This window comes from Rhizobium sp. P1_E6 (assembly GCF_056405875.1).
The window spans coordinates 21,632-41,021 of sequence record NZ_JBFUBG010000025.1 but is presented as its reverse complement, the minus strand read 5'-3'; the positions used below and the strand labels follow the sequence as shown (position 1 = coordinate 41,021).

The following is a 19,390-nucleotide window of genomic DNA, read 5'->3' as shown; positions in this document are numbered from 1 at the left end:
CAGGGCGGGACTTCGCAACCGGCCGGAGCATGCTTCCATGAATGTGTTAAATGTTGCTGAAATGGGCCTTTTTCGGCAATGAAAAAGCCCGCCTTCCTCACGGAAAACGGGCCTTATGCTTTACAAATTGGTAGAAGCGATCAGGCTTCTGCTTCGCCTTCGCCAGCAGCTTCGTCGATGCCGCCAGCCGGAGCAATGATCGTCGCGATGGTGAAGTCGCGATCGGTGATGACCGGCGTTACACCCTTCGGCAGGGTGACTTCCGAAATATGAATGCTATCGCCGATCTTGTGACCGGAAAGGTCGACCGTGAAGAATTCCGGGATCGCGTCAGCCGGGCAGTGAACTTCGACTTCGTGACGAACGATGTTCAGAACGCCGCCGACCTTGAGGCCCGGGGACTTTTCTTCGTTGACGAAGTGAACCGGGATTTCAACGGTAACCTGGGTGTTGCCAGATACGCGCAGGAAATCGACGTGCATCGTGAAGTCGCGGACCGGATCGAGCTGGTAGTCCTTCGGCAGAACCTTGTACTTCTTGCCGTCGACGTCGATGGTCGCAACGGTGGTCATGAAACCACCGGCATGAATGCGCTTCGTCACCTCATTGGTGTTGATAGCGATAGAAACTGGGGCCTGCTTGTCACCATAGATGACAGCGGGAATAAAGCCGTTGCGGCGGAGTTCACGGGCGGACCCCTTACCAACCCGTTCGCGCGCCTCGGCCTTGAGCTCGTAAGTTTCGTGGCTCATGGCTAGTCCTTTCGAGGTTATTTGGAGAGCCCGCGGCGGGCTTGAAGCCTTGTGCCATCGGACCAGAGGCGGGCAAGCCCAACCTCATCCGCGTTGCCTCCAAGGGTGTCTACGCGGACGCGTGGCCTATAATATAAGTGTCATGCAAACGCAAGCGGTGACAGGCCCTGTCGAGAGGACCGATGCCTTTGGCCGTATCCGCTGATCGCGCCTCATTGGTAATACACCCGAAAGATCGCGGAATACAATCCTTGGTATTTTGCAAGTAGTTCCAAAAACCGCTGATAAGCCTTCGTTGTTTGGGCGTTAATCACAAAGTCGAACAGAAGGTTCCACTTTACCTGGAAAGGCGCCGGATTATCCCTTCTTTAACGCGGCAAGACCGATGTCAGTCTTGAAAAGAATGGGTTTTCTCATGTTTGCGATCGTATCCTGCCTGACATACCAACATGACTTTACGCTGGTTCTGGTAGCTGCCGTCCTATGCCTTGTGTCCAATCTCGGAACGATCCTGTTCCTGAGAAGTGCGGGCAGGTCAAAAGGCGCGCCGCGCTGGATATGGCTTTCCGTTGCGGGGGCGGCAGGCGGCTTCGGCATCTGGTCGACGCATTTCGTCGCGATGCTCGCCTATGATCCGGGCATCGTCGTCGGCTACGATCGCGACCTGACACTTATTTCGCTTGGTGCGGCTTTTGCGTCTACCTTTGTGGCCGGCCTTGCCGCCGTGTCACTTGCGGGTTCTCAAGCCAACATTGCCGCAGGCCTGGTTTTCGGTGTCGGCGTTGCAGCGATGCATTTCGTCGGCATGGCCGGTCTGCAGGTTCCGGGCACCGTCGTCTGGGATAAGCATCTCGTTATCGCTGCCCTGATCATATCGGTTGCCATGGCGACCTGGGGATTCACGCTCACAAAGAACTGGAAAGGTTCGAACTGGCGCATTCTTACTGCGGCGTCTGCATTGTCGCTCGGCATCGTGCTGATGCATTTCACCGCAATGGGCGCGTTGTCGTTTATCGAAGGGGGCGCGAACGCGATCGAGCCTCAGGCGCTTTCGAAGCCATTCCTTCTCGTGACCATTCTCGTCGTGTCGATCTCGATGCTCGCATCGGGCATTTCGGCATCGATCATCGCGTTCCAGGCGGCCAAGCAGGCGAATGCGAGCGAAACCAAGTTTGAGCTGCTTTTGCAGGGCGTGACGGATTACGCAATCTATATGCTCGATCCCTCAGGTATCGTGACGAACTGGAATGCGGGAGCCGAACGCGCGAAGGGCTATAGCGCCGCGGAAATCGTCGGCCAGAATTTCACACGGTTTTACTCTGCCGAGGATCAGCAGAAGGGCCTTCCGCAGCGAGCTCTCGAATCCGCTCTCGCCGACGGCAGGTTTGAGGCCGAAGGGCTGCGTTTTCGCAAGGACGGCTCCTCTTTTTGGGCGCATGTGGTTATCCAACCCGTGTATGACGATGGCCACCATCTCATCGGATACGCGAAGATTACCCGCGACATCACACAGGCAAAGATCGACGGGGATCGCATCAAGGAAGTATCGAGGAACCTCGACCTCGCTCTGGAGAACATGAGCCAGGGCATCTCCATGTTTGACGGCAATGAGCGGCTTATCCTCGCAAACGCCCGATACAGTCAGCTCTTCGGGTTCCCGCAGGACTTCATTCGCCCAGGCCTTGCCTATTCCGAGATCGTTCGCAACGGCTATCAGATCGTCTTCGGTGATGGCGATGCCGCAAATTCACGGGCGATCGATCACTATCGCAGGCATATGGCGACCATGCGCTCCGGCCAGAAGACCCTGGTGCATCAGACGACGAGCGGTCGGTCAATTCTTGCGACGTTCAATGTTCTGGCGGATGGTGGCTGGGTCACGACATTCGAAGACATCACCGAACGGCTGGCGCGCGAAGAGAAAATCGCGTTCATGGCCAAGCACGATGCTTTGACTGGTCTGCCGAACCGTCCGACCTTCAATGACTATCTCTCGCATCAGCTGGCGATTGCCAAACGACTGTCAAGCAAGGTCGCGGTCATCGGTATCGATCTGGATAAATTCAAAGAAATCAATGACCAGATGGGCCATGTCGCGGGCGATTTCGTGTTGAGCACATTGGCCGTACGGTTGAACGGCATCCTGCGTGACGAGGAACTCGTTGCCCGGCTTGGGGGCGATGAGTTCGCGGCGGTGAAGCGCTTCAGCGACAGGGCCGAGCTTGACGACTTCGTTGCGAGGCTGGAAGCCACACTCATGGAGAAGATGGATTTCGAGGGGCATCAGATCGTCCCCGGCGCGAGCGTGGGTGTCGCACTTTACCCCGAGGCTGGCGAAAAGGCCGAAACGCTTCTCGCAAATGCGGATTTGGCCATGTATCGCGCAAAACACGAGGTCGGGCGCAACGTCTGCTTCTATGAAGAGTCCATGGATGAAGCGTCGCGGGAAAGGAGAAAGCTGGCTCGCGACCTTTGGGTCGCGATCGAGCGCGACCAGATGTATCTTCACTATCAGGTTCAGAAGTCGGTGGCGACCGGCAAGACGACCGGCTACGAAGTGCTGCTCAGATGGAACCATCCTGAACGCGGAAATATCCCGCCCGTCGATTTCATTCCGATAGCCGAGGAATGCGGTGCGATCGTGCCCATCGGAGAATGGGTACTTCGCGAGGCATGCAGGGAAGCGGTCAGCTGGAAGGACGACATCAAGATCGCCGTCAATATTTCGCCCATCCAGATCGCCCATGCAAACATCGCCGAGCTGGTCCGTTCCGTCCTCCAGGAAACCGGCCTGCCAGCATCGCGGCTAGAGCTTGAAATAACCGAGTCATCGATCATCGTCGACAAGGCCAAGGCGCTGGTTGCGATGCGGGCGCTGAAGCAGCAGGGCGTTGCGATCGCTATCGACGATTTTGGAACAGGCTATTCATCGCTCGAGACCCTTCGCTCGTTCCCCTTCGACAAGATCAAGCTGGACCGAAGCTTCATGAATGAAGTCGAGACCAGTCATGAGGCAAAAGCGGTCATTCGGTCCATTCTGGCGCTGGGACGCGGCCTGTCGATCCCCGTGCTTGCCGAGGGCGTCGAAACCCTGAGCCAGCTCGAACTGTTGACTTCCGAAGGCTGCGACGAGGCCCAGGGCTACTATTTCGGTCGTCCTGCGCGAATGGAACAACAATCGGTTACGCTCAATACTGCAGCCTGACGCCGAGCGAGATCAGGATCGAGAGCGCGCGGGTGAGGCAATATCCGGCAGGGTAGTTTATTCCCTCAGCCGTGATCGCAAAATAACATTTGTCCAAACGTGGCGGGTTGACACCGGAAGATATCCGATCTTCCTATGGCCGCGTTCAAAGCGGCTGAGGAGAGTGCGGATGCGTCTGAAACTTGTCACGACAACGAGCCTAGTTGCCCTATCGCTGTTCGGGGCAGCGCATGGTGCCGAGATCAATCAGGATGGAGCGAACAAGCTTCGTGACAGCCTGACGAGAATATTGCCTGACGATTTTGCAAAGAGCGGTTTTGTAACCGTCAACCCGGCGGGCAACCGCTATGAGGTCATTTATGACCTCGCCAAACTGCTTTCGAAAGTGGACCCGGCCAAGGTTGTCGTGAACGGACTGACGCCCTGGTCGGTTTTTGCCACGCCGCTCGACAACGGATTCTGGAACCTCGAAGGTACCAACAGCTTCAACATCTCCGGCAACTTAAAGGGGCCGGACGACAAGGCCACGGATTTCACCTATTCCATCGCCTCGATGGTCTATAACGGCGTCTTCGATCCGGCGATTGCCTATCTGCGTTCCGGCGATTTCAAAGCCAGCAACATCAGGCTCACCTCGAAGTCCGATACCGACCAGGTCGATGCGAGCTTCGCCGGCATGGACTACCGGCTCGATTCGACCGATAGCGCCAGCGGCAACGGTCGCCTCGATTTCAAGGCGAATGGTTCGCTGTCCGCGCTGTCTGAGACGGTCACCAGCCCGCAGATGCCGCCGGTCAACATCAAGGCGGATTCGATCGACTTCAACGCCAACGTGGCGAGCCTGCCGGCGAAGGAAATCCGCGATATTGTCTTCTTCATCCTGGATCATGTGGATGAGAAGGAACTGAGCAAGGAAGACGGCGAGAAGCTGAAGTCGGTCCTCAAGGCTTCCTTCCCACTGTTCTCCTCCGTCGACGAAACGATTACGGTGAACAATCTGGCGGTGGCCACGGTTGCTGGAAACGGTGGCGCCAAGGCATTCGGCTACAATTTCTCCATCGACGGGCCGAGCGACGCTGTCCGGTTTGCCTTCGGCGTGAATGCCCAGGACGTGACGCTCGATAGCGCTGTGGTGCCGGCGGCCTACCATGGCTTCCTGCCGAAGAGCCTCGATATGCAGATCGCCGTTCCAGACATGGATTTCGCCGCTTTCAGCGACGAGTTCATGAAGATCGATTTCTCGACCAGTGGCAATTCGGAGGAAAGCGGCAGGCAGGCAGCCGAGAAGCTTTTCCATGATGGTGTCGTCGTGGTGGATCTGCCGAAGTTTACTGCGGTCTCCGACGTCTACGATATCGACGTCACCGGCAAGCTGCAGGGCCGTGTCGATACGCAGAAGGACTATTCGGTCCAGGCCTCGGTCCTGGCGCGGGATCTCGACAAGTCGATCGCCGCCATCCAGGAGCTTGCCAAGAGCGACCCCAACCTCCAGCAGGTCTCCTTCGGCATGATGATGGCCAAAGGTTTCGCCAAGACCGATCCGGATGGCCGCTCGCGCTGGGATATCAGCGTCGCCGGCGACGGCTCCGTTGCGATCAACGGCCAGCAGATCAAGGGACCGGATGCCGAGGAGCCGGATCAGGATCAAGATCAGGGGCTGGAGCCAGACCAGGAGCAGGAACCGGATCAGGGTCAGGAACCAGATCAAGGGCAGGACCCGGCGCCTCCGAAGCAGCCTTGAGTTTTCTCAGTGGCGATCAAAGATAAAGGAAGCCGGCCTCGTGCCGGCTTTTTTCTTCCCGCCAGACGGCTCTATTAGGGTTTGTTTTTCAAGAGCTTTTATCGATGCCGCGTGCTTGACATCGAGCGTCATGTTCCGCCATGCGCGCAACTTCAGCGGATGGGGATATTTCGCAGATGCGTCTAAAAATTGTTGCGGTAACGAGCTTTTTATTGCTCTCCGCAATCAGTGCGGCCCAAGGGATGGAGATGCGGCAGAAAGATGCCGACGATTTCCGCGCCGTCCTTTTCAGTTCTAAATCGAAAGAGCCGGTCGAATGCCGGCTCTTTTAGTCGAAGAGGCTGGAGACGGACTCTTCCTGGGCCGTGCGGCTGATGGCTTCGCCGATCAGCGGCGCTGTTGTCACGACGCGGATGTTGTGGGCCGAGAGGACGGCCGTCGTCGGCTGGATCGAATCCGTGATCACAAGCTCGCGCAGCTTCGAGGAGGTGACGCGGGTAACCGCGCCGCCGGAGAGGACGCCATGGGTGATATAGGCGGTGACGCTGGAGGCRCCCTTGGCAAGCATCGCGTCGGCCGCATTGCAGAGCGTGCCCCCGGAATCGACGATGTCGTCGATCAGCAGGCAGTCCTTGCCGGTAATGTCGCCAATGATGTTCATGACTTCGGATTCACCCGGCCGATCGCGACGCTTGTCGACGATGGCCAGAAGACAGTCCAGCCGTTTGGCGAGCGCGCGGGCACGCACCACGCCTCCGACGTCAGGCGAGACGACCATGACGTTGCTGAGGTCATAATGGCTCTTGATGTCGCGCGTCAGCACGGGCAGGGCAAAGAGGTTGTCGGTCGGAATATCGAAGAAGCCCTGGATCTGCCCGGCATGGAGATCGAGCGTCATGACGCGGTCGGCGCCGGCTTCGGTAATGAGGTTTGCAACCAGCTTGGCAGAGATCGGCGTGCGACCGGAGGCACGGYGGTCCTGGCGGGCATAACCGAAATAGGGAAGCACGGCAGTAATGCGGCGGGCTGACGAACGACGCATAGCGTCGATCATGATCAGCAATTCCATCAGGTGGTCATTGGCGGGAAAGGCGGTCGGCTGCACGAGGAAAACGTCCTCACCGCGCACGTTTTCCTGGATTTCCACGAAGATTTCCTGATCGGCAAACCTTCGGACGCTGGCTTTCCCTAAGGGAACATTGAGATAGTTGCAGATCGCTTCGGCGAGTTGCCGGTTCGAATTGCCTGCGAAAACCTTCATCTTGGTCCGCCTGTTATGCGCTGATAGCCGCGCTTTTTAGCCAGCTTCCCGGTGAATGCAAGGGCTAAGGCGTCACATACGTTTATATTTATAAAAAGCTTGTGACTAACCGCCCTGGCTTTGTCGCCAGGATGTGAACTCGGTGATCGTCTTTGAGGCAATCTGCTGCATCACGGAGGCGGGTACGCCGGCCCAGGGATCGGTCGCCGCCGTCGGCACGCTTTCCTGTCCCTGAATGCGGTGCAGGCGGGCGCCGGCATTGTCAAGCACGTCCCAGACATAGACCACGGTGACCTTGCCCTCGTCACTGAAAGCGGAGAGGTAACCCTTCAGAATATAGTCGCTGCTGGTGTCGTTGGAGCTCTTGATGGCAAGTCCGTGCGCGCGGGCCTCCGCGCCCAGTTGACGGGACAGCGGGGTGACCGCCTGTACTGGCGCGCCGATGATCGGCAGGAAACGCACGGTATTGCCGCGTATCGAGGTCGATGAGGAAACCGTGGGATCAAGCGCTGCTGTCTGCGTCGGCTGCTGCGGCGCCGGTGGCTCAGCGGCGGAGGAGGGCGGTGCGAGTGACTGGCCCTCGATCGGTCCGGACGCGCCCGGCGAGGAGCCGTTGCGGGAAAGCGCATCGGCCTGGGCCTGCATCGTCGTCGGCGGAGCGCCATTGCCGGGACGGTAGGCCTGTGCCGGATAGTTCGGCTGGGTCGGGTAGGTCTGCTGGCTGTAGGCGGGCGTATAGCCGTTTTGACGAGGTGTCGCCGGGAAGGTCCGTTGTGATGCTCCTGCCATGCGCTCGGCTTCGCTCTGCGTCACCGGTGTGGATGAGCGCTGACCCATCGAGGAGTCGCCGATTTCCATCGGCGGCGTCAGCGTCAATGCATCGGTCGTGTTGCAAGCAGAAAGCAAGGCAAGACAGATCAGGAGCGTGGGCGCAGTCGCAACTCGCGTCATCCCTCGGTTCGTCCTTCCCACATTCGCATCAGCCCCGTGCGAATTTATGCGGGTAGGGGGACCTGTCTGTCAATTCTGGATTCTTGCCGGTGATTGCAGAGACTTAGAGACCGATGAAATCCAGCTGATGTCGTGAGAGCGCTCGCGGTGCTTCACCTGTCGTGAGATAGGTCTGGCCGAGCGTCATGGCGGTTCCGGTATCGGAATCGGCAATGATCATATGCACGAAGAGCGACATGTTCGGTTCTATCGGCTGCGGGTTGCCGGCATGGAACATCTGGTGCTCCATCCWGGACGGCGAGAAACGCGCCCCGAGCGAATAGCCGCAAGCATTCAGGCGATGGCGGGCAAGGCCGCGCTCGTCCATGATCCTGGCATGCATATCGAAGACGTCGCCGAAACTATGGCCGGGCCTCAGCACGGTCTCGATCGCCTGGATGGTTTCGAGGCAGGCATTGTAGAGCTCGCGGTGGCGGTGCGTCGGCTCGCCGATCACGATCGTGCGCATCATGGCGGCATGATAGTGTGCGTAAGCACCGGCCCATTCGAGGGTGAGCTGATCATTGGCGTCGAGCTTGCGACGGCCGGCCTTGTAGCGGCAGAGCAGGGCATCAGCACCGGAGCCGATGATGAACTCGTTGGCCGGGTAGTCGCCGCCGCCGGAGAAGATGGCACCCTGCATGGCCGCGAGAATATCGGATTCATCGGCACCCGGTTTCGCTATTCGGACGGCGGCATCAAGCGCGTCGTCTGCCAGCGCGGCGGCATGCTCGACATAGGCGACCTCGGTCGGGCTCTTGATGAGGCGCAGGCGGCTGACGAGGTAGGAGGCATCGCTGATCTGGCCGAAGGTCGTCAGTTGCGCATCGAGCATCCGGGCGACACGGCCGGTCATGCCATGCGTGTCGTATTCGATGCCGATGCGGGCACCGAGCAGATCCATTTCGACGAGCAGGTTCTTCAGATCCATCGTCGGGTCGGCGTTGACGCGGTCAACCCAGACGTGGATGTCCTCGATAACGGAGGTGTGCCGGGCCTGACGCAGATCGGCTGAGCGGGTGAGGAGCGCCATGGTGCCGTCAGCCTTGACCACGAGCGTCTGGAAGAAGCAGTAGCCGAAGGTGTCGTAGCCGGTCAGCCAGTACATGCTTTCCTGCGCAAAAAGCAGCAGGGCGTCGAGCTTCTCTTCCTTCATCTTGTCGGTAAGGCGGGCAAGCCGGCTTGCGAATTCTGCCCGTTCGAAATGAAGTGCCATGCTGCTTACATCTCCCTGATGCTGATCGCCGAAATCTGGCGGCCGTAATCCGGCTCCTTTTTATGTGTGGTCCGGCGGTAGGAAAAAAAGCGCTCGCTGTCCGGATAGGTGCAAAGGCCGAGACTTTCAGCGCGCACGCCTGCTTTTTTAAGCCGTTCGACAGTCAGTCCCGGCAGATCGAACATGGCGTGCCCCGATGTCGGGGAGGGGATGAAATAGCGTTCGTAGGCCGGATCGTAGGCGAGGAAGCGCTCGACGAATTCCGGGCCGACTTCATAACTTGCCTGGCTGATGGAGGGGCCGAGGCAGGCGACGATATTGCCCCTGTCAGCACCAAGGGCTTCCATGGCATCGATGGTGTTTTCAAGCACGCCGGTCAGCGCACCCTTCCAGCCGGCATGGGCCGCACCGATCACGCGGTTTTCCGGGTCGGCGAAGAGGATCGGTCCGCAATCGGCGGCGAGAACGCCGAGTACGATGCCCGGCGTTGCGGTGACCATCGCGTCCGCCGGCGGCCGCGCGCCATCATAATCAAGCCCGACGGTGACGACATCAGGGGAGTGGACTTGATGGACGGTCGCCAGCCGCTCAAGCGGCAGATCGAACCAGGCGGCGACGCGCCTGCGATTTTCCTGCACGTTTTCGCGCTCGTCATGCGAGCCGAGGCCGACATTCAGGCCGCGATAGATGCCTTGCGAAACGCCACCGGCGCGGGTGAAATAGCCGTGGTCGATAGCGCCGCCGGCCGCGTCGTTCAGCAGCGCGCTTTCGATCGGTGCGGGAGAGGCCGCGTCTGTCATCTGATATTCCGGTTTTTTTGGAGAGGGATCGACGTCATCCTGGCCGGATCTCGTCCGGCGAAGCGTTGTCATTTTGCGGCAGATGTTGGCGAGCGTAAGGCTATCTGTCAATCCACCGGACGGAACGGCATCAGGTCGATCGCCGGATAGGAGACGGCGAGCACCTTGAAGAGTTCGCCCATCCGGCCTTCGCCTGCACCGGCGAGCCGATCGACGGCGCTCTGGATGATCTGCTGCGTGTGCGGCTCCCTGTCGCGGCCAAGGGCTGCGGCACGCTCCAGAATGCCGAGACCGGTCAGGAAGTCACCCTGATGCAACGCGCCATTGATGTGGACGCCGTCAGCCGCTGCCGTTTCCGCAAGCTGCTGGAAATCGACATGGCTCGTCAGGTCCGCTTCGCCTGGATGGGCAAGCGGCGGATCGAACTCGTGCATGCGCACAGCCTGCAGCGTGTCGCCAAAACCGGTGACGAGGTGTCCGTAGTCGATTGCGAGCGCCGTACCGCCGAAGGCCCGCAACCTCTCGCAGATGGCACTCATGACTGCCTGACGCGCAGGCGAGATCTCGAACAACGTGCCAACAGGCACGTTCTGCGTAGGCTCCGGCAGCAGTGCCGGATCGATGCCAGCGACACCCGCCGCAAAGGTCAGTTCCGCATCTGCATCGAGGCCCACCATGCGTTCGCGAAAACCGGTCTGCGTGCGCACGAACTGGCGGATCGGGATCGCGTCGAAGAGTTCGTTGGCAACGATCAGAGTGAAGCCCGATGGCACTTCGTCGAAGCCGGCATGCCAGCTGATCTTGCCTTCACAGGCTTCGAGCGTCTGGCTCTGGACATCACGAAGGCGTTCGCTGGTCTCGACGAGATGGATCGTCATGTTGTCGAAGAGCGGCGGGGCGATGCGCGAAATCACGCGCAGCATGTCGGCCATCATCGTGCCGCGGCCGGGGCCGATCTCGACGAGGCGAACGCCGGCAGGCGTTCCGTGCCGCTGCCAGGCATGGACGACGAAGACGCCGATCATTTCGCCGAAGAGCTGGCTGACCTCGGGTGCAGTGACGAAATCGCCTGAACGGCCGAAGGGCTCGCGGGTGCGGTAATAGCCGTGTTCGGGATCGGCAAGGCACAGCGAGAAATAGTCGGTGACGCTGATCGGCCCGTTTGCCTGGATGATCGTCTTGATCTTTTCGCTTAATGCGGTGGTCATAGCGGTCGTCCCGGTGGCTTCAGTGCTGCAGGGCAGCAGCCTGACGGCGGGCGCGGAAGATCGCCCAAAGGCCGAGCAGGATCATGGGGAAGGACAGAACCATGCCCATCGTCAACCAGCGGGTACCGAGCAGGTAGCCAAGCTGCGCATCCGGCTCGCGGAAGAATTCCACGAAGATGCGCGACAGCGCGTAACCGCAGACGAAGACGCCGGTGATGAGGCCCGGGCTCTTCAGCGCCTTGGCGCCGTACACGAGGGCGGCAAGGACGAGCAGCAGGACGATGCCTTCGAGGCCGGCTTCATAGAGCTGGCTCGGATGGCGGGCGAAGGGGCCTCCAGTCGGGAAGACGACTGCCCAGGGCACATCCGTCAGCCGGCCCCAGAGCTCGCCGTTGATGAAGTTGGCGATACGGCCGAAGAACAGGCCGCAGGGCACGACCGTCGCGACGATATCGAAGAGGTTCCAGATCGGGACGCGGTTGCGATGCGCAAAGAGGATCATGGCGATCGTCGTGCCGGCCAGGCCGCCATGGAAGGACATGCCGCCATTCCAGATCTGCACGGCGCGGATCGGGTTTTCGATAATGGCGCCGAGATCGTAGAAGAGGATGTAGCCGATGCGGCCGCCGAGAACGATGCCGAGGGCTGCCCAGACGATGAAGTCGTCGAGCTGCGTCCTTGATATGGGCGAGGTATTGTTCGGCCAGAGTGCATCGTTTGCAGCAATGCGGCGGGCATAGGCCCAGCCGAGCAGGATGCCGGCGACATAGGCCAGGCCATACCAATGAATCGCCAGCGGGCCGATCGAAAAAGCGATCGGGTCGATATTAGGGAAAGGCATTATAGCAAGAAGATCAGCAGCTATCGGCAAGGTTTTCCCACCCGTTGAGATGCGCGGAACATGGCGCCGCGATCTTTGGCGGTCAAGTGCATTGTTCGTCACGGCCCCGTGCGCAAGGGCTTATCCCGTGCAAAGCGCTTGCATCCTTAACGGCGAAGCCCTACCTCAATTTCAGTGGCCGCAAGGCCTGATATTCACGTCGTGCGAAGGGAGAAATACGCCATGACGACCGGAACGAACCGCATCATGGATGAATTCGCCAAGCTGATGACCGATGCCGCGGGTGCTGCGCAGGGCGTGCGCAAGGAGGTCGAGACCGCCTTCAACGCTCATGCCGAGCGCTGGCTGAACAGCATGGACGTCGTCAAGCGCGAAGAGTTCGAAGCCGTGCGCGAAATGGCCATCAAGGCCCGTGACGAAAACGAGGCGCTCGCCGCTCGCGTTGCCGCGCTCGAAGCCAAGCTTGCCGCAAAGGGCAAGTGATATCAGCTTAAAGAAGATGCTGTATAAGGTGCGGCGTGGCTCATATGTAACATGCCGCATCCTGGAGAAAAAAATCGGGTGTGATTTTTCACCTGTGGAAACTGCCAAAAAAGCCAATGGGCAGAGTCTTTTACCTCCCCCGCYGAATCTGATTCCATAAGTGCTTTCCACAGCAGGTCCGGCCAAATTTCCATGAAGGGGGCTGGCAGGCCGTGAGGGGCATTATAGACTGATTTTACATGATGATTCGAAGCGAATTGGTAAGCTCCAGGCAGGTTCAGTGCGTTAGTCTGGCAGCGGTTCAGCGATCATCCCAAGTGATGGTTTCCGGTATTGCGTGTGTCTTGTTTTGTGTTCGTTCACGAAGTTAGGCCGCATTCATTCCGGTCAAGAAGGTGCTGCATGAGCCTTATGGAATTGGAAGTCGAACGCCAGTCGAACCCGGTCGACATGATCGAGTACGTGGCTTCAAACAATGACTGGGCCTTCGAGCGCTCCGGCGAAGACGAGATCGCGATGACGGTCGAGGGGCGCTGGACCGACTATCACGTCTCCTTCTCATGGATGGAGGAATTCGAAGCGCTGCATCTCGGCTGCGCCTTCGACATCAAGGTTCCCGAAATCAGGGTCAACGAGGTGGTGAAGCTGCTCTCGGCGATCAACGGCCAGGTGCTGATGGGTCACTTCGACCTGTGGCGACAGGAAGATGTCGTCATCTTCCGCCAGTCGCTGCTGCTTGCCGGCGGTGCTGAGCCCACCAACCGTCAGGTCGAGGTGCTGCTTTCCAGCGCGCTCGATACCTGCGAAGCCTATTATCAGGCCTTCCAGTTCGTCGTATGGTCCGGTATGGAAGCCAACAAGGCGATGGAAGTGGTCCTCTTTGAAACCGTCGGCGAGGCATAACATGCCTGTGACCACCTTTTCCGCGGCAAATCCGGTGGTTCTCATCGGAGCCGGCAATATGGGCGGAGCCATGCTCTCCGGCTGGCTGAAGAGCGGAGTTCCGGGCTCTGCCGTGGTCGTGGTCGATCCCGGCCCGTCGCCGGCGATGCTTTCCACTATTGCCGATGCGGGGGCCTCCCATGTCACCACCGCTCCTGCCGGTCTCGAGGCCGGGGTACTGTTCCTTGCCGTGAAGCCGCAGGTGATGGAGGCGGTGCTTCCGGCGGTGAAAAGCTTGGTGGGGCCGCAGACGGTGGTGGTTTCGGTCGCTGCAGGCAAGACGCTTGCCTTCCTCGAAAAGCATCTCGGAGAGGCTGCCATGGTGCGCGCCATGCCGAACACGCCTGCCATGATCGGGCGCGGTGTGACCGGTGCTTTCGCCAATGAGCGCGTCAGTACCGAACAGCGTGATGGCGTCAACGCTCTTCTTGGTGTGTCCGGTCCTGTCGAATGGGTGCCTACCGAATCCGATATCGATTCGGTGACGGCGCTCTCAGGCAGCGGACCGGCCTATGTGTTTTATCTCGTCGAGTGTATGGCAGAAGCAGGTCGTAAACTTGGCCTGCAGGCGGACCTTGCCATGCGTCTTGCGCGGGAAACTGTCGCGGGGGCTGGTGAGCTGCTGCACCAGTCCCCCGACGACGCTGCGCGCCTGCGCCAGAATGTGACTTCTCCTGGTGGTACGACCGCGGCTGCCCTTTCCGTGCTGATGGCCGAAGACGCCATGCAGCCGCTGTTCGACAAGGCGCTCGCGGCTGCCCGCAAGCGCGCCGAAGAGCTCGCCGGCTGAGAAAGACTGTTATGGCTGAAGAGATCACTTTTGCCGATTTCGAGCGTGTGGATATCCGTGTCGGCACGATCATCGAAGCAAATCCCTTTCCGGAAGCCAGAAAGCCGGCGATCAAGCTTCTGATCGATTTCGGCTCCGAGATAGGCGTCAAGAAATCCTCGGCGCAGATCACGGTGCACTATTCGCCGGAGCGGCTTGTCGGGCGACAGGTGCTCGCAGTCGTCAACTTTCCGCCGCGCCAGATCGGGCCGTTCCGCTCGGAAGTGCTGACGCTCGGTTTTGCCGATGAGGCGGGCGATATCGTGCTTGCCGCGGTCGAGCGGCCGGTGCCAAACGGCCAGAGGCTGATGTAGGCCGCTAAGGTTGCCGATCGCAGACAGATGCCCAGGGATGGGCTTCAGTGAATGTCGCGCGAGAGCGGATCGCTCAATGTGAAATCAGTAAAGACGGCCTCGAAGCCGGCGCGTTGCGGCGAACAGAAGACGGGGCCGACCAGCACCTCTTCGAAAGCCGGATCGAACCAGGMGAGGCGAGCCATGCGCCATTCGTCCATCGTATCCGTGCTGTACTGGATGAACAGGGCATCGCCATTGCGGGTGGCGCGGACCGAGATGGCATCAAAGTCATGGCCGATGCGGAAGGCCGACCAGTCGGAATTGCCATTGGTGACCACGACGCTGAAATGCCTGGCCCCATCGGTATATTCGATGCCGCATTTCACCCAGTGCTTCTCATCGGCGCGGATCATCAGTCCGGCCTGATCGTAGAGCGCCTCATAACTGCCGGAGAAGGTGACTTCGGCGGTGAAGTCGCCCTTTCGGCTTTCGTGCAGGAAGTGGCCATCGTCGTGGTGGAAGCCGTAGTAGGTGCCCTGCCAGAAATCGGCCTTCTCGCCGGAGCGGACGTGAAGGGCGCCGTCGCGTTCCTCGAAGAAGGGCGGCGCGTTCAGCCAGGTCATATGTTTCATGCTCAGATCTCCCGCAGGAACGGATTGCTCCGCCGTTCGTCGCCGATGCGGCTGCCGGGGCCGTGGCCGCAAATGAAGCCGACTTCGTCACCGAGCGGCAGTACCTTGTCTCTGATGGAATCGAGAAGCTGGCGATGATTGCCGCCCGGCAGATCGGTTCGGCCGATCGAGCCGTTGAAGAGCACGTCACCGAGATGGGCGAAGTTCTGGGCGCGGTTGAAATAGATGACGTGGCCCGGCGCATGGCCGGGTGTGTGATAGACCTCGAACTCGTGGGAGCCGAAGGAGATCTTGTCGCCGTCCTTGAGCCAGCGGTCAGGCGTGACGTTCTGCAGGCCCTGTATCCCATACTTCTCAGCCTGGGTCTCGATGCGTTGCAGGAGCGGCAGGTCGTCCTCATGCGGGCCGACGATATCGACGCCGAGCTTTTCCTTCAGCTCCCTGGCGCCGCCGGCATGATCGAGATGGCCATGCGTCAGCCAGATTTCCTTGATTTTGAGGCCATGCTCTTCGATCACGCCCGCAATGACCGACACGTCGCCGCCGGGATCGACGACCACGCCTTCCTTCGTGTCGGGGTCGAAGAGAATGGTGCAGTTCTGCTGGAAGGGTGTCACCGGAATGATGCCGGCCTGGAGCATGCCCATGAATGCCTCACTTCGCGTCTTTCAATACCTGTCTCTATAGGCGCAAATACACTCGAAGGCAGCCGGAATTTTTGGCCGGCTCACGCGGAAAAGACAGACTGCAACAGGAATTTATCGACTTCCGGAAATGGGCGGGCCATCGCCATGCTGTGTATTTTCGTTGTTGTTTCAGTCGCTTGCTGGCCTCTCCCTTGTGCCGCTCCTCAGCCACGCCGTGCGCGGCGGAACAACGACGAAAACCGTGCGTTGTCAGCCCATTGCAACAAGGAGACTTACGATGACCTTGAAGAGAAACATTCTGCTGGCGGGCGCCATTCTGGCTGCGAGTGCCGGCTTTGCCCAGGCGGAAATGGTGGCGACGTCCATCAACGACCTGAACATTCGCTCCGGTCCCGGACCGCAATATCCCTCTGTCGGCGTTGCTGCGCGTGGCTCGACTGCAGTGCTTGACGGATGCATCGAAGGCAGCCGCTGGTGCCGGGTCGATGTTGGCGGCGTGCGAGGCTGGGTCTATGCCGAATACCTGCAGGTCGATCAGGGCGGTTCGCCCGTCGTCGTCGAACAACATCGCACCGATCTTGGCGTACCTGTGGTGACCTATGAGACCACGGCAAGCGTGGTGCCGGGTGAGCCGACGCCGGCGCCCGGCGATGAGCTGATTGGTCCGGTCGGCTCGGTTGATGCGATCACACCGCCGGACGAAGTCCGCACCTATATCGACACGACGCCAGGGCAGGCGGTACAGCTTGGTGGCGACGTGGTCGTTGGCGCCGAAGTACCCGGCGACGTGACGTTCCAGACGATCCCGGACTATCAGTATCGCTATGTCCGTATCAACGACCGGCCGGTCCTGGTCGATCCGGGTACGCGCCGCATAGTCTACGTCTATCAATAAGCCATTGAGGAAGGCGGCCTTCGGGCCGCTTCCACTCGGCGTCATTCGCTAGTGCTGCGGGCGGTGATATTGGAGATAAAGCCCCGGGCGTGTCGGGGCAGGCCCATCCGTGCGAGCCGGCTTCCTCTCGCATGAGTTGCTATATTCCTCTACTTCTCCTCTGAAATATGATAATATTCTAACATGCCATCAGGCGATGGCATGAGTCGGCGATCGGGGAGATCGCCATAGGAGGGAATGATGGAAGCACTACTTCCGCTCATCACACAATTGGTTGCGGGTGCTGTCGGCGGCAACGTCGCAAGCGCTGCGCTCAAGCAGCAGGCGATCAACGTCGTTGCCCGCACGGTCGCAGGCGCTATCGGCGGTATCGGTGGCGGCATGCTGCTCAGCATGCTCGGCGGCGAAGCGGCAATGACCGGTCTGATCGCAGATGGTATCGGCGGGCTGATCGGCGGCGGCATCCTTTCGACGCTCGCCGGGCTGGTCATGGCCAAGGCACGCTGAAGGTTCGGACGCGGCGGATGCTGGACAGTCTGCCTCTCTGATATCGTCGAGGGCGTGAAGCGATGGGAGCCGATCTCGGACACGGGATTTCCGCGGCCGAGCGGGTCGGGAAGCATTCCGAGAAGCTGCTCAGCTCTTCCGGGAGGATTGCCAGTTCGACGGTTTCGATACCACGGCGTCTGGCGGGTGATGCCGTTCAGGAAGCAATCCGGAATCGGCGTGTGAATGATGCTGTGCTCGACGAGGAAGATGCGGGCGCCGCTCGCCTCGGCTATCTGACCGCGATAGTCGAGCATCATCGTATCGGCATGGCCCTTGGCTTCCGCAGCAGCTTGGAAGTGGTGCAGATCAAAAGACCGCTGCCTCGGAGGCTCACGGCGCCGTCTTCGGATTGGGGCGGAGATATTCCGCGATGTCGAACGGATGTTCTTCAGCTTTTCAGCCGGATTGAAGCAGCTGCCCCACTGCCAGACGGCGATCACCACGTTGATGCGATTCGCCCTGGCGGACACATTCATCATTTCGCTGCCGCGCCATGCGATCGGCTACACGTAGGCTTCCGATAAGCCTTGGCGCTTTAGAAGTTCGATCGCCGCCGCATCCCTCGACGGAGCAGGGCACCTTGAAGCCGAGGACCTCGGTCGCCTTGTGCAGGCGCTGATTATACTTGGTAAGCTGGAAGACCCTGCCTCCTCCGGTGCGTTTGCGCCATGCCTGTTGATTGTTGTCCCCATTACGTTTTATCCACTGACGCAAGGGGAAATTGTGTGTTGCGTTGGAGATTTGCCGGGCGGGCTTTAGTTTCCAGGGAAAGAACGGTCCGGGCGGGGCTCCCGCAAGGTTTGCGGACGCTGCCGGCGACGCAAATTTGCGTCAATAAAGTTGACATATTTGCGAAAGTTTCGCTGATATCGCGCACAGAGAGAGGAAATGCCGAGTGCCACGACAGACCAGCTCGAAAGCAGGCAAACCTGAGCCGCTGGCCACGCCGATGGAAGATATCGGGATCATCGATTTCGAAATCATCGAGCTCTTCTTCTTCGCCTATCGCGATTTCGTATCCGATCCCGATGCCATTCTCGAAACAAGCGGCTTCGGGCGGGCGCATCATCGCGTCGTGCACTTCGTCAACCGCAATCCGGGAATGACCGTCGCGGATCTGCTCGATACGCTGAAGATCACCAAACAGAGCCTTGCAAGGGTGCTGAAACAACTGATCGATTCAGGCTATATTCGGCAGGTGGCCGGCCCGGAGGATCGCCGTCAGCGCAAGCTCTACCCCACCAAATCTGGCAGGGAGCTGGCGCTGGCGCTCGCCGAGCCGCAATCACGCCGTATTGAACGGGCATTCGAGGGAGCTACCCCGGAGGCGCGAGAGGGCGTAAAGGCATTCCTCAGAGGCATGCGAGACAGACAGAAGGCGGATTAAATGGCGGTGAAGACAGGCATTTCCGATGACGCGGCGCATCTTCTCGTCGTCGACGACGATACCCGTATCCGCGCGTTGCTGAACCGCTACCTGACGGAAAACGGTTTTCGGGTGACTATTGCGTCTGACGGGGCGGAGGCACAGCGCAAGCTTGCGGGTCTCGATTTCGACCTCATCATCATGGATGTGATGATGCCGGGCGAATCCGGCATCGATGTAACGCGCGGGCTCAGGGCTGTGAAGAATGTGCCGATCATCATGCTGACGGCGCTTGCCGAATCCGACAACCGCATCGCTGGCCTTGAAGCCGGCGCCGACGACTATCTCTCCAAGCCTTTCGATCCGCGTGAACTCGTCCTGCGTGTCAACAACATCCTGCGACGCAACGTCGGCGGTGATACGCTGAAGATCGAGCAGATCATGTTCGGCCCCTATACTTTCTCGCTGACGCGCAGGGAGCTGAAGAAAGCGGCGGAAGTGATCCGCCTGACGGATCGCGAGCAGGAGATCATGCTACTTTTCGCCCGACGGGCAGGTGACACGATCCCGCGGCACGAACTGATCGGAGACGATGCGGAAGTCGGGGAACGTACCATTGACGTGCAGATCAACCGTCTTCGCCGCAAGATCGAGGATGATCCTGCCAATCCCGTCTGGCTGCAGACGGTGCGCGGTATCGGATACAGGCTGAGCATCGACTGAAACGACAGGTTCGG

19 protein-coding genes and 1 pseudogene are annotated in these 19,390 nt (G+C 59.7%); 10 read left to right on the top strand and 10 right to left on the bottom strand.

What is annotated here, in order from left to right; genetic code table 11:
• Positions 1–140 precede the first annotated feature (140 nt).
• The gene (locus AC1D35_RS15135; protein WP_113297578.1) at positions 141–752 is read right to left on the bottom strand and encodes a 50S ribosomal protein L25/general stress protein Ctc; all 612 of its coding nucleotides are present in this window, start codon (positions 750–752) and stop codon (positions 141–143) included.
• 415 nt (positions 753–1,167) lie between these two features.
• Here AC1D35_RS15135 and AC1D35_RS15130 point away from each other — a divergent pair, with 415 nt between their 5' ends.
• Complete coding sequence (locus tag AC1D35_RS15130; protein ID WP_162748480.1) at positions 1,168–3,957, top strand: EAL domain-containing protein; 2,790 nt, start codon at positions 1,168–1,170, stop codon at positions 3,955–3,957.
• A 169-nt stretch (positions 3,958–4,126) separates the two neighbouring features.
• Positions 4,127–5,698, top strand: coding sequence for a hypothetical protein (locus AC1D35_RS15125; RefSeq protein ID WP_113308815.1), 1,572 nt, complete (start codon positions 4,127–4,129; stop codon positions 5,696–5,698).
• A 328-nt stretch (positions 5,699–6,026) separates the two neighbouring features.
• On the opposite strand, the gene AC1D35_RS15120 is transcribed toward AC1D35_RS15125, so the two are convergent.
• The 6 genes from AC1D35_RS15120 to lgt form a co-directional block, all read right to left on the bottom strand.
• On the bottom strand, positions 6,027–6,959 hold the full coding sequence (locus tag AC1D35_RS15120) for a ribose-phosphate pyrophosphokinase (RefSeq protein ID WP_477938841.1): 933 nt from the start codon (positions 6,957–6,959) through the stop codon (positions 6,027–6,029).
• Positions 6,960–7,064: 105 nt separating this feature from the next.
• Positions 7,065–7,910, bottom strand: coding sequence for a PAT1 family protein (locus tag AC1D35_RS15115; RefSeq protein WP_113308816.1), 846 nt, complete (start codon positions 7,908–7,910; stop codon positions 7,065–7,067).
• 103 nt (positions 7,911–8,013) lie between these two features.
• Positions 8,014–9,165 (bottom strand): M24 family metallopeptidase, encoded by a 1,152-nt coding sequence (locus AC1D35_RS15110; protein WP_477938839.1) that lies wholly within the window; start codon positions 9,163–9,165, stop codon positions 8,014–8,016.
• Between the two features lie 5 nt (positions 9,166–9,170).
• Complete coding sequence (pgeF, locus tag AC1D35_RS15105) at positions 9,171–9,965, bottom strand: peptidoglycan editing factor PgeF (protein WP_113308856.1); 795 nt, start codon at positions 9,963–9,965, stop codon at positions 9,171–9,173.
• 107 nt (positions 9,966–10,072) lie between these two features.
• Positions 10,073–11,173 (bottom strand): class I SAM-dependent methyltransferase, encoded by a 1,101-nt coding sequence (locus tag AC1D35_RS15100; protein WP_113308818.1) that lies wholly within the window; start codon positions 11,171–11,173, stop codon positions 10,073–10,075.
• Between the two features lie 19 nt (positions 11,174–11,192).
• Entirely contained in the window at positions 11,193–12,044 is an 852-nt protein-coding gene (gene lgt, locus AC1D35_RS15095) for a prolipoprotein diacylglyceryl transferase (RefSeq protein ID WP_113297585.1), read from the bottom strand.
• A 192-nt stretch (positions 12,045–12,236) separates the two neighbouring features.
• On the opposite strand from lgt, the gene AC1D35_RS15090 reads away from it, so the two are divergent.
• From AC1D35_RS15090 to AC1D35_RS15075, 4 genes are all read left to right on the top strand, one after another.
• Entirely contained in the window at positions 12,237–12,497 is a 261-nt protein-coding gene (locus AC1D35_RS15090) for an accessory factor UbiK family protein (protein WP_113297586.1), read from the top strand.
• Between the two features lie 402 nt (positions 12,498–12,899).
• Positions 12,900–13,400 carry a type III secretion system chaperone family protein gene (locus AC1D35_RS15085; RefSeq protein ID WP_113297587.1) on the top strand — a complete coding sequence of 167 codons (501 nt, stop codon included), beginning with the start codon at positions 12,900–12,902 and terminating at the stop codon, positions 13,398–13,400.
• Position 13,401: 1 nt separating this feature from the next.
• On the top strand, positions 13,402–14,229 hold the full coding sequence (gene proC / locus AC1D35_RS15080; protein WP_113308819.1) for a pyrroline-5-carboxylate reductase: 828 nt from the start codon (positions 13,402–13,404) through the stop codon (positions 14,227–14,229).
• A gap of 11 nt (positions 14,230–14,240) precedes the next feature.
• A complete protein-coding gene (locus AC1D35_RS15075; RefSeq protein WP_113297589.1) occupies positions 14,241–14,582 on the top strand; it encodes a tRNA-binding protein in 342 nt (113 codons plus the stop codon).
• 44 nt (positions 14,583–14,626) lie between these two features.
• Here AC1D35_RS15075 and AC1D35_RS15070 read toward each other — a convergent pair whose 3' ends face one another.
• Positions 14,627–15,196 carry a DUF1349 domain-containing protein gene (locus tag AC1D35_RS15070; protein WP_477938834.1) on the bottom strand — a complete coding sequence of 190 codons (570 nt, stop codon included), beginning with the start codon at positions 15,194–15,196 and terminating at the stop codon, positions 14,627–14,629.
• 2 nt (positions 15,197–15,198) lie between these two features.
• Positions 15,199–15,843 (bottom strand): MBL fold metallo-hydrolase, encoded by a 645-nt coding sequence (locus tag AC1D35_RS15065; protein ID WP_113308821.1) that lies wholly within the window; start codon positions 15,841–15,843, stop codon positions 15,199–15,201.
• A 277-nt stretch (positions 15,844–16,120) separates the two neighbouring features.
• Here AC1D35_RS15065 and AC1D35_RS15060 point away from each other — a divergent pair, with 277 nt between their 5' ends.
• Both AC1D35_RS15060 and AC1D35_RS15055 read left to right on the top strand, forming a co-directional pair.
• Complete coding sequence (locus AC1D35_RS15060) at positions 16,121–16,738, top strand: DUF1236 domain-containing protein (RefSeq protein ID WP_113297592.1); 618 nt, start codon at positions 16,121–16,123, stop codon at positions 16,736–16,738.
• Positions 16,739–16,978: 240 nt separating this feature from the next.
• Positions 16,979–17,245: a hypothetical protein gene (locus AC1D35_RS15055; protein ID WP_113297593.1), complete on the top strand. Its 267-nt coding sequence runs from the start codon at positions 16,979–16,981 to the stop codon at positions 17,243–17,245.
• A 236-nt stretch (positions 17,246–17,481) separates the two neighbouring features.
• Here AC1D35_RS15055 and AC1D35_RS15050 read toward each other — a convergent pair.
• Positions 17,482–17,541: pseudogene (locus AC1D35_RS15050) on the bottom strand (hypothetical protein); the annotation flags it as partial.
• A 641-nt stretch (positions 17,542–18,182) separates the two neighbouring features.
• On the opposite strand from AC1D35_RS15050, the gene AC1D35_RS15045 reads away from it, so the two are divergent.
• The gene (locus tag AC1D35_RS15045; protein WP_113297595.1) at positions 18,183–18,674 is read left to right on the top strand and encodes a MarR family transcriptional regulator; all 492 of its coding nucleotides are present in this window, start codon (positions 18,183–18,185) and stop codon (positions 18,672–18,674) included.
• Positions 18,675–19,376, top strand: a complete 702-nt coding sequence (locus tag AC1D35_RS15040) for a response regulator transcription factor (protein WP_113297596.1) — start codon at positions 18,675–18,677, stop codon at positions 19,374–19,376.
• Positions 19,377–19,390 lie beyond the last annotated feature (14 nt).